Here is a 14,322-nt window from a genome sequence, read left to right on the forward strand (position 1 = left end):
TCCCGAGCCGCGCGACGGGGACCGGGAAGTCCGGCGCGCGGATGGCTTCCAGGAAGACGCGCCGCGGGATGCCCGTCACCGCCTCGACGTTGCATTGCGAGAGGGTCTCGGGCGGGGGCGCGACGACCTGGAGGACGCCCCGCGGGATCGACAAGGTCGCCGTGATGTTGCTGTCCGGGCTGCGGGACTCACCGATGGACATGTCCGCCCTCCCATGGCGCACGAAGGGGCGCCGTTGCGTGGATCCGATTCTCCCGCCCGTGGGGGATGCGGGACAAGGGAAAATGGAGGTCGCCGTCGAGTTCTATATATATAGCCCGACCATACGTATAGCCCGACCATACGTATAGCCCGACCATACGTATAGTCTGACCATACATATTACGCGTTGCTGTCGGTCGCCTCTCCGGGCGCGTCTCTCGGCCCGGGTTCTCGGCCCGGGTTCTCGGCTCGTTCTCGGCCCGTTCTCGGCCCGTTCTCGGCCCTTCTCGGGCAAGTCTCGGAGCCATGCCCGGGAGCCACTGGAACCCGATGGCTCTGCTCATGGGAAAGCCATGGCTTTCCATGGATCCTGGGGGGCGCTCCGCCCGCTCCCCGATGCGAAGCGAGTGCTCGAAATCCGGCTGATTTGATAGGGTACGCGTATATCCCACCTCGTGAAACATTTTTGGGGCGTGTAGCCATGGCTCCGCCGAGCAAATAGTGGATCGATTTCTGGACCCTTCATGGACCCCGAGTCTGTGAAACAAGGGGGCAGGATCGACTCCCATGGCTCAACGCGACGATTTCGCGGTTTGCCCGCGGAGGGCACGGTCCTTGCGCTTGTCCCGAACGTGAAATCGAATACCGGCCCGGGGACCGTGAAACATTTCCGCCGCCCGAGGCATGGCTCCGGCGAGCAAAAAGTGGATCGATTTGTGGACCCTGCTCGGATCCCGAGCCTGTGAAACAAGGGGCGGGACCGACTCTCATGGACCAAACGCGGCGATTTCTCGGTCTGTCTGCGGAGGGCACGGGGCTTGCCCTATCCGGAAGCGTGAACTCGCACACGAGCAGCGGCACGCGGGAGGTGCCCGCGCGCCCCCTCTCAACGCGAAATTGGTCAAAAACCCATTGTGTCGCTCGGCTTTTTCACTTGTCGACACGGCAAAACAAGGGTGTTGATCCCGGAGTTCGGATACGTTTCTCGGACTTCGTGGGTTTTCCTCGAACAACGCGCCGCAGAGGCTTGGACCATTCCACCATAGACGTAGCGGACACCGTCGTACGTGCCTCGCGCTGACGCTGATTTTTGTGGCTTGCAGGCCGGCGGGTGTGCATAGTGCTCGGTTGGAGCCTACCTATGGACTTGGCTGGGATCCGATCCCCGAGCGACACCAAGGCGCGTCCCGGTTTGCCATTGCAAACAGAAACCTCGCCTTCCGCCGTCTGCACTGCGGTGGTCCTCATCGGCGTCTGCGAGTCGTCGTCGGATCTCGTGTCGCTCGGCGTGGCGTTGGGCGCGTTCGCGGCAGGTCTCTACAATTTGCCGAGTGGCGCGCCCGCCTCGATGATCGGGCCCGTGCAGCGCAGTCTCGCGGACGCTGGATGGCGTCAGGCTGCGCAAGCGACGCTCGGCGACCAGCGTGTCCAGTTGCTTGCGAGCGCGTTCCTCGCAGCCTGCGAAAAGCGCGTGCCGAGAGCGTCGCCCACCCCGGATGATCCGGTGTGGATCGCCGGAGTCCGCGGAGTGTACGAGGAGGACGAACGCCTCCAGATGCTCGCCGACACCCTGCTCGGAATGCTTCGTTTCCCGCGCGAGGCGGCATCCACCGCCGCGCCGGCCGCGCCGGTCGCGCCCGCGCCTTCTGCGCCCCCCACGCCGACGCGTTCGATCCCGCTGCACGTGGAACTCGTCTTCTACGCGCTCTTCGCAGTGACGAATGCCGATCGGGGGATCACGGACGCAGCATGGCAGGACATCCACCGCGTGTTCGGCGAGAAGTTCGCGACGTGCCAGCGCGCTCTCTCGGATCCGAGCGTGCGCGCCGTCGCTCGCGTCGTCGTCGCGTACGGCCGGGCGAAGGGCAGCGGCGACGCGGCGAAGCACGCCTTCTCACGAGCATCCGAGATGCCTGCCGCAATCTTGATGCAGGTGGTCGGCAACGTGCTGGCCAAGTGTCAGACCGCCCCACCGACGTCGCTCGTTCGGGAAATCGTGCTCTACACGGTCTTGGCATTGACGAACGCGGCGCGACTGGCTCAATCCCAGGCGCCCACGGCGTCGGCTCCTACGACGGAAGCCCAGCCGCAACCCGCACAGCCCCCCGCGACGGCGGAGCTGCCTGCCACGGGCCTCCCCGTCGCGGAACTGCGCCCCGTGACCACGCGTCCGATCGTCGCGCGGCGCCTGCCCTTGGCGGCGCGGCCGTGGCGGAGCACCGCGGCCAGGTCGGGCGTCGTGCGGGAGCCCGTGCCGCCGGTTCCGCCGCCTCCCGCGGCTTCTGTGCCCGTGCCGCGTGAGCCGGTCCCGACGGTCTCGGCCGCTGCTCTCGCTGTTCCGCGGTGGAAGCACCATGCGATGCCCGAGGCCCCTTCGGTCCCCGTGCTGATTCTGGGCACCAAGCCGACCTCGGGCCCTGTCCCCGCCGCGACGCCCGCGGCCCTTCCGGTCACCATCCCGACCCCGATGCAGACGCGCAGTCCTTCGCCGCGCTCGCCACGCACGGCAGTGCATGTGCCTCTGCCCCGTGGACGTTCCCCGCCGTGAGCTGGCGCCAAAACGCCCGAATCAATGTTCACGCTCCCTCCCGCGCTGAGCATCTACGTGGCCACGACGCCTGCGGACATGCGGAAGAGCCTCCGAATGGGCGCTCCGCCGCGGTGGCGCGGGATTTTCATCGGCCAGGATCCGACCTCGGGGCACCTGCGCGACCTCCTGCACGGGGGACAAGGGCACGGCTTTGGGGGAAGGACCGACGTCGCCACTCCCAAGGCCCCGACCCCGGCGTCGCCATCTTCCCTCGGCAGACGGCGGTGCCGCAGCCGTTTGCGGCGTTGTTCCCGCAGGTGAGCTTCGAGGCAGGGTGGGGGCACGTTCTCCTCTTGACAGGTGACGCCTGCTTGTGCATGCAAGCCGTGGCCGCAGGGACGTCAACCTGGACAGCTTGGAGTTAGGGGCCCCGCCGATGCGTCGCTGTGGTTCCAGGCAGTGGTTGCGCCAACACGACCTGCGCGCGTTCTCCAGAGCAATGTGCTCGCACAGACAAACGGCTTCACACGTCGCTCCTGGGAAGATACGATGTGCCGCCTTTCTAGGAACAGTTTGGTCTGGGTTCAACGCGGCGGTCCGTTGAAGCAGCACTCACGGTTCTCCGTTCGCAAGCGGCGTCTGGGATCGTTCGGGAAGTTTTGCAGGTTACGAGGAGGATCGACCGATGACGTTTGTCAAGCCGCCGGGTGATGGATCGGTAAAACTCTCGGGCGAGATCGATGGGGTGGGGATCGGCGAGGTCGCGGGCGAGGTGAAAGCGTCAGATCTTAAGGCTGTCGTCGATCCAGGCGGAAAGGCGGCGGGCGCTGGCACGTTGATCGGAGCTGCGACCAAGGGAGGCTCCCTCGATCTCGGCGCGGCGGTGACAGGCATCGCGGGCGGAACGCTCGGCGGGGTCGGTGGTAGGATTGCCGGCGCGGTGACCGGTGGTGGAGTGCCCGATCTCGGGGCGGTGGCGACCGGTATTGCAGGCGGGACCATCGGAGGCGGGGCTGCAGGGGCGGTGGGGATCGTCGCTGGTGGCGGCGTGCCTGATCTCGGGGCGATGGCGAGCGGGATGGTGACGGGGGCCATTTCGAATGCGATCGGGCAGGGGACGGGGGCGGTCGAGAATCTCGCGGGAGGGGCGGTCGGGAAGCTCGCGGGGGCGGTGACGGGTGGGTTTGCCGGGGGAGCGATCAACGCGACGCTCGGGGGGCTCATCGGGGGCGGAGGAACGCCAGGGATCGTGGCGGGGGAGTTGCCGGTCTTCGAGGAGATTGCAGTCACATCGTTCGATCCGGGGAAGATGGCGAAGGGAGTGGCTGGGAAAGCTGCTTCTGGGCTCGGCAGCGTCACGCAGCGGCTTGGCGGAAAAAACCTTGAGGTCGAGATTGGCTCGGGTGACAAGGTAGAGGTTCGGCAGTTTTCGATTCACGAGCGGCTTTCGTGTTTGTTCCAGGTCAATCTGATCGGGGTATCAGAGAACCCGAGCATCGAGTTCGACGACGTGGTCGGCCAGGCCGCGAAGTTCTCGATGGCGGCTGGGAAGCACGATCGGTTCTGGTCGGGCATCTGCAACCATTTCGAGCAGGTGCGCGTCGAGCCGTCGGGGCTCTCGACGTATCAGTTCTCGATCGTGCCCATGTTGTGGCTCCTGACGCAGCGGAAGAATTACCGGATGTTCCAGCAGATGTCGGAGCTAGATATCGTGCTCAAGCTGCTGAAGGAGTGGGAGATCGAGCCGACGCTGCGGGTCGATAAGGGGGCGTACAAGAAGCGGAAGTACCGCGTGCAGTATTCGGAGAGCGATTTCACGTTCATGAGCCGGATGCTCGAGGATGCGGGGATCACGTTCTATTTCGAGCAGGCGGGCGAGGAGACGAAGCTCGTTTTATCAGATGCTCCGCAGTCGAACGCGAAGCGAGGGACGCCGATAACGTTCGTGGATGACACGAGCATGGTGAAGAGCATCGACCTGGAGTTCGCAACGTCCGTGCGGATGGGTCAGCGGGTGCGTCCGGGCAAGTATACGTTGCGGGACCACGATTACCGGAAGCCGCCCGATTACAAGCTGATGTCGAGTGCGTCGAAGGGGCTGAAGGTCGAGGAGAAGCTCGAGCGGTTCCAGTACGTGCCCGGGGCCTTCCTGTTCGGCACGGATTCGGGGGATGCAACGCCGAGCGCGGATGACAAGGGGAAGACGCGGACGGACGAGAAGGAAGCCGCGATACTCGCCCAGAAGCGGCTGGAAGCGAAGCGAGGAAGCGCGCGAGTGGCGACGTTCGAGACGAACGCGCATGACCTGGCGCCTGGCGTGGTGATGGGGTTGAGCGGTCACCCGCATTCGGCGCTCGCAGATGCGAAGAGTTTCCTGGTCGTGGAGTCGTCCCTGAGCGGGATGGACCGAGGGGAATGGTCGCATCATTGCGAGGTACGAGGGACTGAGGTGCCGTACCGGCCAGACTTGGTGACTCCAAGGCCAAAGGTGAACGGGGTGGAGAGCGCGACGGTGGTGGGGCCGCCCGGGGAGGAGATCCATACCGACGAATTCGGCCGGGTGCGGGTACACTTCCACTGGGATCGCGAGAGCAAGATGGATGATAACAGCTCTTGCTGGATCCACGTGAGTCAACCGTGGGGTGGGTCGGGGTATGGCGCGACGAATTTGCCGCGAGTCGGGCAGGAAGTGTTGGTGGATTTTCTGGGAGGGGATCCGGATCGGCCGGTGATTGTGGGGCGGGTGTATACGAATCTCCAGAAGACGCCCTACAAGCTGCCAGAGAACAGGACGCAATCGGGATGGAGGAGCAACTCGACGGGTGGGGGCGGCGGCTACAACGAGATCATGTTCGAAGACGCGGCGGGGAAGGAGCTTGTCAATATTCAGGCCCAAAAGGATATGGCCAAGCTCGTCAAAAACAATGAAACTGCGACGATCAAGAACAACCGCACAAAAACGGTATGGAAGAACGATTCGTCGCTGGTTGGTGTGCAGCATTCGCTGACGATCGCGGCGTCTGGGGACGGGCCGCCGGCACCAGGACCAACGAGCGTCACGATGACACACAAGAAGATCGTCATGACAACCGGGGAGGCGACGGTGACGATCGAGGGCCCCAAGATCACGCTCGATGCCAATACGAACATCAAGCTTGAGTCACGAGGAACCATCGAGGTTCATGCGGCGACCGGCATCAAAATGACGGCGGACTCCGGTGACATCGTTGTCAAGGGGAATCCGCAGGTGAAGATCAATTGTAGCGAGTAACCACACGAAGCCAGGACGCGGGAGACGAAGAATGCCACCTGCTGCCCGATTGGGTGACAAACACGTATGCAAACGTCATTGGGACGGCCCGATCTTGCCCGAGTGCTGCCCTAGCGTACTTATCGGTGACAAGCCGGCGGCTCGCGAGGGTGACGAGTGCGATTGCTGGTCCACGAAGGATCCAATCAAGAAGGGTGAACCGACCGTGCTGATCGGAGACAAGCCTGCTGCGCGGAAGGGAGATCCTACAGACGGGGGTGAGGTTGTCGAGGGCTGCGCGAGTGTTCTGATCGGTTCTCCGCCCAGAGCGGCATGCATGGTTGCCGCAGCGGAGGCTGGTGCAGCGTTCGTCGATGCGGGGGCATGACGATGTACGACCGTGTAGCCGATTTGCTCATCCGTGAGGCTGCGCCGATCTTTGCCATCATGGATGGCGCGAGAGATCGGGCCATCCCGCGTGCGCTGCATGGTTCTGGTTTTCGGCATCAATCTCTTTACGATGGCCGAGCTGCAGAGGAACTCGGATCCTTTGGTCCGTATCTCATAGAATTGGGTGGGGACGCGCAAGCGATCGAGGACTGGGTCCGCACTGGCTGGGGCAAAAGCTTCGGGGTGTATCTTGCTTGCGACCAGCCTTTCGACGTAGTGCGGCGACACCTCCGACGGTTCACCTTGGTCGAGCTGAAAAACGGGAGGAAAGCATATTTTCGATTCTACGATCCGCGAGTACTGCGCTTGTTTCTACCTCATTGTACTTACGAGGAGTGGATTCAATTTTTCGGGCCAATCGGAACCTTCTTCGCGGAGTCGGAGGACGCCAAGTCCTTGTTGCGCTTCTTTCGGGACGCCGAGGAACCAGAGCCGACGTGTCTTGCACTTGAGTCCGGTAGCTAAGGAGATTCAAGCCCATGTTCCGGGTACGAGGTGACCACGCGCAGGCCATGAGCCCTGCTCTGCTGGCGACATTGCCAGAGCGGTTCCTGGCGGAACTACGCGAGAAGGGCATCACAGCCGAGCGGGACGCGAACAATGGTGCCGTCGTGATGACGGACACCCGCGGCAACAAGACGTCCTTGCTCTTCACCGAGACCGGTGCACCCGAGGCGACCGTGTTTCCATCGGGCGCGCGCGTCAGTTTCGAGCACGACGCTCGCGGGCGACTCGCTGGTGTCGCGCTTCCCAGCGGGGAACGTATCGAGATGGGGCTCGACGAAAACGGGCGGCTCGCGTCGCTGGGTTACGCTGGACGACCCGTACATCGCTTCGAGCACGATGAGCAAGGTCGCCTGACCAGGGTGGCATTCCCGGACGAAACTACAACGACATTCGATTACGGCACAACGAGTCTCGAACGGCTGACGGATCGGACTGGGGCGACAACTTTTTACACGAGAGACGAGAAAGCTGGCCGATACGCCGTAAGGGATGCCCTTGGGCGCACGACTACTTTGTCAGCTGGTCCGCAGGGGCGGCTTCTCGAGGTCGGGTTCGCGGACGGAACCACCCAGGCTTACGAGAGAGATGCGGATGGCGTCCTCGTTTCTGTGCGGCGTCGCGACGGCAGCGTCGTGCAACACGAACGAGATCTGGAGGGCAATTTCACCTCCCTTCGGTGGGCAGATGGAAGCCAAACATTCTTGCGTACAGAGGAGCAAGGAACGCTCGTAATTGCGAACGCGACCTCGACAATCTCAATTGTTCGCGATGCAAGCAAGCGCCCGGTACGCGAAGAGACCCCCATAGGAGCTGTGGGGTACGAATATGACGACGATGGTCGACTGACGTGCGTTCGAACTCCCTGGGGAGACGTTGTTGTATATGGGTACGACGCGGACGGTCGACTCTCTACCGTAACGGACTGGGCCAACGGAATCACCCGCATCGAATATGCGCCGGGTGGCGGCATAGAGACGATATATTACGGCGGAACACTCATCGAAAGGCGCCAATTCGCGCGCTTGGGGCTCGTATCGTCCGCGAGCGTCTACGATGCCGACGGATGCCTGGTGAGCGAACAGTATTATTCTTATGATACTTGTGACCGACTCGCTGGCATATCGGATAGATGGGGACCCGGGGTGGGAGAGGTTGACCACCGACGACTCGTACTTGACGCGGAGGGCAGGCTCCTGGCGGAGATCGACGCGGCCTCTGAGCGGGTTCGCCTGGAATATGATTATGATGCCAAGGGCAACATCGTCTACGACAATGGGTCTACCGTACACGTCGGCTGTATGGACGAGCCGTTGTCTCACGAAGGTCGTGAGGTTATCTACGACCCTCGGGGGAACGTCATTTCTCTCCCCACGCCCAGCCGTCGCGAGTTCGAATGCAGGTGGAATGAGGACGGCACGCTTCGCGAGACCCGCGTTGGCGACACTCGCGTGGAGTATACGTACGATGCCCTTGGGCGCCGGCTCTCCAAGTGTGTCGGGCAGTCGACTTGGCGCTACGGCTGGGCCGCCGGGCAGCTACTTTGGGAGGAGTGGCTTTCGCATCCTGATGCGTCACCGATCCGCAGGGACTATCTCTATTTGCCGGATGGCCGACCGCTCGCATTTCGAGAGGCCGGGCGCACCTACTGGCTCCAGACGGACCCACGCGGCGCAGTCATCCGTGCGTTTGACGCGGATGGGAACGTTGTGTGGAGGGCGCGCTACGACCCCTTCGGCACGGCGAAGGTGGAGGTATCGCGGATCCGCCAGCCGCTCCGGCTGGCAGGGCAATACGAGGACGAGGAGACAGGACTTTACTATAACCTTGCTCGATATTACTGCCCATGGACCAAGACGTACCTCTCGCTCGACCCCTGCTGGCTATGCCCTGGCGCGAGTAACTACAGCTACGCGCGGAACGACCCATACAATCGTGTGGATCCCTCGGGGGCCTTCCCTTGGGTAGTCGTCGGCGTGCTGGCGGTAGGCGCGCTGGTCGGCGGCGGCATCAGCGTCGCCACCGAGTACTTCTTCGGGCATGGTGACCTCTGGGCTGCATTCGTCGGTGGTGCAATCGAGGGATTTTTCACGACCGCGGGCGCGCTGATCGGAAGCGTCGTTCCCGGGCTCGGCACATTCTGGGGCGGCCTCATCGGTGGGGCGATTGGCACGTTCTTCGGTACACTCGTCCAAGGCTGGATGAACGGCCAAGGTTGGTGCTGGGAATGCGCCTTCAAAGGAATGGTCACGTCGATCTTTGTTGACCTACTTACCTTCGGGCTTGGCAAGATTCCATTCGTTGAGAAATTGCTCAAGAAGGCGGCGGATCAACTTGACGATATTCTCAAACGGTTGAATATCAAGCCGCCGAAGCCGGATGTAACCGAGCCGAAGCCGGATGTAACCGAGCCGAAGCCGGATGTAACCGAGCCGAAGCCGGATGTAACCGAGCCGAAGCCGGATGTAACCGAGCCGAAGCCGGATGTAACCGAGCCGAAGCCGGATGTACCCGAACCCGGCGCACCTGGCTCCCCGGAGCATAAAGCTGCGCGCTGGAAAGAGTATCAGGAGCGAGGCGGTGAGTGGTCATATGAACGGTGGAGCAAAACATATGACAACAATATGCAGCGTGCCACCAAGGCGCACGAGGTGGCAGATGCCTACCATCAGCAATTAGGCTGGGGGGAACGCGAAGTCACCGTAAACGTCAAAGAAGGCGTCACACGGCGATTGGACATCGCAGACGAAGCCACGAAGAGAGGCGTTGAGATAAAGTCTGGAAATCAATACGCGACGCAAGACAACCTCTGGGAGATCGAAAGAGATGCCATGCTGGTCAAGCAGGGCTGGGACATTACGTGGAAGTTCGATGGGCACGCCAGCAAGCCGCTGCTAGAGGAGCTTGACAAGGCCGGGATTCCCTATACAATAGGATCACCATGAGAACGACCACACGCGACGACTTCGAGTGTTGGCTATCCGACATGTCCGATGCGTTGGATCGTTTCATGACCCGATTGCCGGACGAACTGAGGGGAAAGCTGGATTTTTCTGTTTCTTCCCTCGACAGTATCGAAGCATGGCTGCTTCAGCGGTACGGCAGTACTCGGGAAATGCTGGCAGCTAGCGAGTCTCAAGTTGTCGATGGCCTCGCTCGCTATGTCGGCGAAACATTTCGGCGTTTTCTTGGTGGAAAGTGGACCGTCCAGCTAGACGATCCCAAGTTCGCCTATTATGGTTTGCCTATACTCGTGGGCTTCGGAAAGCAATCTGCGCCCGTTTGTCCGCACACGCTTGTTACGGCGAGCGCTGACCGTAGGAAGGGCGTCTATCTGAGCACGGTGGCCAAGAATTTGCGGGAGTTATTCGGTGATGCCGTGTGACCGATTTAGTGGTTTCGCGTCACACCACTGAGGAGCCGCCCCAGGCACAGCACGATCAGTGTCAAACCATGCGTTTCATACTGGTCGAGATCGACGTGAACCTCGGCTAACAGTTTAGCAGTAATTCGCTGCACGCTCGGAAGTCGCTGGCCGCACTCCTCCGGCAAGTAGACGGGCACTGGCGTTACTGTTCCCGGCAAGGAAAGTAGACCACGGATTCGCCTACTGCCGAAGAGCGTACGCCTCTGGTGTGCGCGCTGTTCGAGCAGCATCCTTTCCGTGTGATTCTCCAGGTATCTAGGCGGCAGCGCACGATTTCCCTGAGTGAATATCTCCTTTAGCTTCGCTGTCTGCCCCTCCGTCACGCTGCTCGCGCCCGTAAGCCACGGCGTCTTCAGAAGATCCTGCGCCGTTTGGACGGCTTCACTCAGCCGCTTGTCACCTGTAGCTAGTGGGGCGACCGCAGCGATGGTAGCTCTCAGGGTCTCGAGTTCGTCGAACGGAAACTCAAGCGTACCCCCGACGAGTACAATCGGGGGTACGAAAGTACCATCATCGCGCACTGCTTCCACAAGCGCTCCGTCAACTTCATGGGCATCGATGGGGGTTCCGCGTGCCAGTAGCCCAAATACCTCGCGCCGCTCCCGCAACTCCTGCCGTTTATCCGAAGGCGCCTCACCCGGATAGTCGTCATCCGTGGGGGAGGGCTTGACCTGTGACATGATCTCCTTCCATGCCGGCTTGCGACGCAGGCGCGGCACGCAAGCCGGGTCGAACCACAGGAGTTCCACGATCTCCTTCGGCATTACTCGTGCGGAAGGCTTTGCGCTTGCTGTGGCGCTAGACTCTCGCGGCATGACTTGCGCGTCGGCCGCTGCATTCGAGGCCGAAACGGCGCCGCCAAGGACCGCATCACGCAAGCCCGAGCCTCCTGCTCCGCCGGCTCCCTTCTCTTGGGAGACTGGTGTTTTCCAGCGCCTTTGGGGGCTAGGTTCGTTGCCAACGGCAACCTCACCGACTGCGCGTCTCTCCCCCTCCCCCTTGTTGCTCGTGGTTTCCTGTCCAATCAGGCGTTGCCCAATCGAAAGTTTTCCCGGTTCATGACTCGGTGTGCTCCCGGCAGCCCACTGGCTCGGCGTCATGGCAGGCGCGATCTGCTCCACCGCTGGCGGCATCGTCACCATCGGTGGTGGAGCGACTGGAGGCGGCAGATTCACCGCCACCGGCGCAGGCGGGGGCGGCGCAGGGAGCGCCGACGTGGACGGCCCGAACTTCATCGGCGCATACAACGTCGAATCCGCCGACGCGGGCGGCGCCGGCGCCACCTCCCGCAACGCAGCCAATCCCCCCGCCTTCCCGAACGGCAACCCCGCAGCCCCTAGCCCTGCATCCTCCGCGACCGCCGCCGGAGCGGCCTGCGGCTTGTCCTGCCCCAGAAACGGCATCACCGGCGCCAGTGCCCTGGAGAGATCAAACCCAGGCGCCAGCGTCATGCCAGCGAGGTCCTCATCCGCGCCTCCCGCTGCCGCTTCCTTTACCGCCGCGGGGGGGATGGTCTTCAGCAGGTCCTCGTCGTCGAGTTCCTCGACCTCCGTACCGTCGAGCGTCACTACGATCCGCCCGGCCTCCGCAGCGTGCCGCAGCCCGATCCTGCCGCGCCATACCACAACGCAGACTCCGCGGTCTGTGTCAATCCACATGGTGTCCGCGACGAACGCCACCGGCTCGCGCTCGCCGGTTCCCCGCTCCACCATAGCCACCGGCCGGATCCCTGGCAGGCTCGTCACCAGCCTCGGATGCTCCGGATGCAAATTTTCCAGGACAAGTCGCTCATTCGGCCGGACTTCCGCCAGTTGCTGATCCGGAGGCGCAGCCTGGAAATACCCATAATCAGGTAATTGAGGCAATGGTCGCGCCTCCCATCCAGGCGACGCGAACGCCCCCGCCAGCGGCCCGAGCTTCGCCACCCGACTCGGCCAACCTCCCCCAATCGGCGCGAAACACACCGGCACGAACGTGTCCGAGCGTTGCGACACAAACATCCCCGGCGGTTGGAGGTTCGGGATGGCGATCATGCCGTACGAGTTTGGCGGTGCGTCGAAGCGCAACCCCACCGGATTGTTCGTCTCCGGCCCGCCCGCGGCCCGCTCCCATCGCAGAGGCATCTTGACGAACCGCTGCCCCTCGAGAAGCTGCCCATCCTGCGCTCGGAACACGCGATCGCACCAAACCTCGATCGACTTATCGAGCTCGCCCACCACGAGCCGCACCGGCAGCGATCGCACCGGCTGTTTTTCCGGCGCATACGCGTGCCCCACGAGCATGACGTCGGCTCGCGCCTTGTAGGGAACCTTGTCGCTCGCGACGCGCACGCTCCGCGTCGGGTCGTCGTCCCAGAACTCGTCTTCCTCGACGGCCCCGTCCTGCTCCTTCGCGAGCACCGACTCACCCGGCGCGAGCTGAAACGTCGCTTTGACGACGACTGTCTGCGCGGTCGCTCCCGCGCTCGTTTGCCAGACGAATCCCCACGCCGAAAGCGGGCAAGTCGAAACGACATCCATCCTTGTCAACCTACCAGCCTCGCTCGCCGACGGTAAGCACCATCCTGCACGCCAGACCACTCCGGTCGGTCCCGTCCGCTCGCGCCCTCTCCGAGGAAGTGGAGGCTGCACCCTGCCAGGTCTTCCAGGTGCTCTTCCTTCCGTTTCTGGACCGCGGTGTGTTATGAGCGAGGTTCCACAGTCCGAACGTCGGCGGGCCCGGGGGGCTCTCGGCGTCGGTGTTCTACACGTGAGCCCAGAATGACCTTCATCATCGTCGGGATCATCGTCGCAGCGCTCGTGGTGTTCCTTGTCATCCTCGGCCTCCGCGCGTCGAAGCTCAACGAGGAGCTCGAGCAGATCGAGGGCAAGTACGAAGCCGCGCAGCTCGAGATCGGCACGCTGAAGTCACGCGTCGCCACGCTCGAAACGGAGGACCAGAAGAAGGTCGGTTGGCTTGACGGGATGGAGGAAGAGCTCAACTGGACCAAGGTCGAGCTCGAGAAACGGCCCAAGATCGAGAGCAGGGTCTACCGGATCCTGACGCTCGGCATGAAGGCCACCGGCAAGACGTCGCTCACGCTCAAGTGGTCGAACCCGCTCACCGATCTCGGCACGATCGAAGGCACGAAGATCGAGCGCTACCAGCGCAGCGTGAGCCACGTGCGCGAGAAGGACAAGCTCGTCGAGCACGTCTTCGAGGTGCACGACTGGGGCGGCGAGCACATCGTCGACGCGCTGCAAGAGCTCATCGTCGAGGAGATCCACGGGCTCTTGATCGTCGTCGATCTCGGCGGCAAGGACGCGCAGGAGGTGGACATGGCGCGTGTCGCCGAGCAGCTCGAGGAGTTCCAGCCGCAAGCGCTGCGCTACTTCTTCAGCCCGAAGACGGTGGCTTCGTGCAAGACCGTCGTGCTCTTCATCAACAAGAGCGACCTCATCGCGGGCACGCCTGCGCAGGTCGAGGAGCGCGCGAAGCAGCTCTATCAGCCCCTCATCGACAGCCTCCAGAAGTTCTCGATGAAGATCGACGTGAAGGTGTTCGTCGGGTCCGCGAGCTACGGGCACTCGACGCACATGCTCTTCTCGCACTTCGTCGAGAGGATCCTGCCGAAGAACGCCTACGACTCGCAGCTCCTCCAGCGCATCAAGCAAGAGCTTCGCGCGCCGAGGCTGAACTTCGCTCCGCCAGCGCTGCCGCCGCAAGCGCCGCCCGCGCTGCCGTCACAAGCGGCGCCTGCGCTTCAGTTCCAGCCGCCGCCCATGCCGAACGCGGCTCCCGCGGCGCAGCCGACAACGTCGAATGGTACTGGCCTCGGGTTCGGTGCGTTGCCTGCGCGTCCAGGTTTCCAGCAGCGACTCACGATGAAGATGCCGGAAGCTGGCTCGCAGGCTCCCAGTGACACGACGGCGCCTTTGCCTGGTCATTTGACGCCGCCGCGCAAGGCGTGAGACGAGGGCC

8 protein-coding genes and 1 pseudogene are annotated in these 14,322 nt (G+C 62.9%); 7 read left to right on the forward strand and 2 right to left on the reverse strand.

Features of this window, described 5'->3' with window-relative positions:
* Nucleotides 1–202, reverse strand: a pseudogene (locus E8A74_RS12655) (hypothetical protein); the annotation flags it as partial.
* Nucleotides 203–1,438: 1,236 nt separating this feature from the next.
* Between E8A74_RS12655 and E8A74_RS12660 the strand changes: the two are divergent.
* The 6 genes from E8A74_RS12660 (at nucleotide 1,439) to E8A74_RS12685 (ending at nucleotide 10,320) form a co-directional block, all read left to right on the forward strand.
* Nucleotides 1,439–2,749: a hypothetical protein gene (locus E8A74_RS12660; protein ID WP_136929240.1), complete on the forward strand. Its 1,311-nt coding sequence runs from the start codon at nucleotides 1,439–1,441 to the stop codon at nucleotides 2,747–2,749.
* A 667-nt stretch (nucleotides 2,750–3,416) separates the two neighbouring features.
* Nucleotides 3,417–6,002 (forward strand): type VI secretion system Vgr family protein, encoded by a 2,586-nt coding sequence (locus E8A74_RS12665; RefSeq protein WP_232379520.1) that lies wholly within the window; start codon nucleotides 3,417–3,419, stop codon nucleotides 6,000–6,002.
* Between the two features lie 31 nt (nucleotides 6,003–6,033).
* Nucleotides 6,034–6,369 (forward strand): PAAR domain-containing protein, encoded by a 336-nt coding sequence (locus E8A74_RS12670; protein ID WP_136929241.1) that lies wholly within the window; start codon nucleotides 6,034–6,036, stop codon nucleotides 6,367–6,369.
* Nucleotides 6,366–6,896, forward strand: coding sequence for a DUF4123 domain-containing protein (locus E8A74_RS12675; RefSeq protein ID WP_170229084.1), 531 nt, complete (start codon nucleotides 6,366–6,368; stop codon nucleotides 6,894–6,896). Before E8A74_RS12670 ends, E8A74_RS12675 begins: the two co-directional genes overlap by 4 nt.
* A gap of 47 nt (nucleotides 6,897–6,943) precedes the next feature.
* The gene (locus tag E8A74_RS12680) at nucleotides 6,944–9,880 is read left to right on the forward strand and encodes an RHS repeat domain-containing protein (RefSeq protein ID WP_170229085.1); all 2,937 of its coding nucleotides are present in this window, start codon (nucleotides 6,944–6,946) and stop codon (nucleotides 9,878–9,880) included.
* Nucleotides 9,877–10,320: a hypothetical protein gene (locus E8A74_RS12685; RefSeq protein WP_211365346.1), complete on the forward strand. Its 444-nt coding sequence runs from the start codon at nucleotides 9,877–9,879 to the stop codon at nucleotides 10,318–10,320. Before E8A74_RS12680 ends, E8A74_RS12685 begins: the two co-directional genes overlap by 4 nt.
* A gap of 5 nt (nucleotides 10,321–10,325) precedes the next feature.
* Here the strand turns inward: E8A74_RS12685 and E8A74_RS12690 are convergent, their stop codons facing one another.
* Nucleotides 10,326–12,881, reverse strand: a complete 2,556-nt coding sequence (locus E8A74_RS12690) for a DUF2169 family type VI secretion system accessory protein (protein ID WP_136929244.1) — start codon at nucleotides 12,879–12,881, stop codon at nucleotides 10,326–10,328.
* A gap of 240 nt (nucleotides 12,882–13,121) precedes the next feature.
* Between E8A74_RS12690 and E8A74_RS12695 the strand changes: the two genes are divergently transcribed.
* A complete protein-coding gene (locus tag E8A74_RS12695) occupies nucleotides 13,122–14,312 on the forward strand; it encodes a GTPase domain-containing protein (protein ID WP_136929245.1) in 1,191 nt (396 codons plus the stop codon).
* Nucleotides 14,313–14,322 lie beyond the last annotated feature (10 nt).

It is taken from the genome of Polyangium fumosum (assembly GCF_005144585.1).
GTDB classification, from domain to species: domain Bacteria; phylum Myxococcota_A; class Polyangia; order Polyangiales; family Polyangiaceae; genus Polyangium; species Polyangium fumosum.

Coding starts and splice junctions, on each gene's coding strand:
- E8A74_RS12670 (WP_136929241.1), top strand. CDS start 6,034: ATGCCACCTGCTGCCCGATTGGGTGACAAACACGTATGCAAACGTCAT.
- E8A74_RS12665 (WP_232379520.1), top strand. CDS start 3,417: ATGACGTTTGTCAAGCCGCCGGGTGATGGATCGGTAAAACTCTCGGGC.
- E8A74_RS12695 (WP_136929245.1), top strand. CDS start 13,122: ATGACCTTCATCATCGTCGGGATCATCGTCGCAGCGCTCGTGGTGTTC.
- E8A74_RS12675 (WP_170229084.1), top strand. CDS start 6,366: ATGACGATGTACGACCGTGTAGCCGATTTGCTCATCCGTGAGGCTGCG.
- E8A74_RS12685 (WP_211365346.1), top strand. CDS start 9,877: ATGAGAACGACCACACGCGACGACTTCGAGTGTTGGCTATCCGACATG.
- E8A74_RS12680 (WP_170229085.1), top strand. CDS start 6,944: ATGAGCCCTGCTCTGCTGGCGACATTGCCAGAGCGGTTCCTGGCGGAA.
- E8A74_RS12690 (WP_136929244.1), bottom strand. CDS start 12,881: ATGGATGTCGTTTCGACTTGCCCGCTTTCGGCGTGGGGATTCGTCTGG.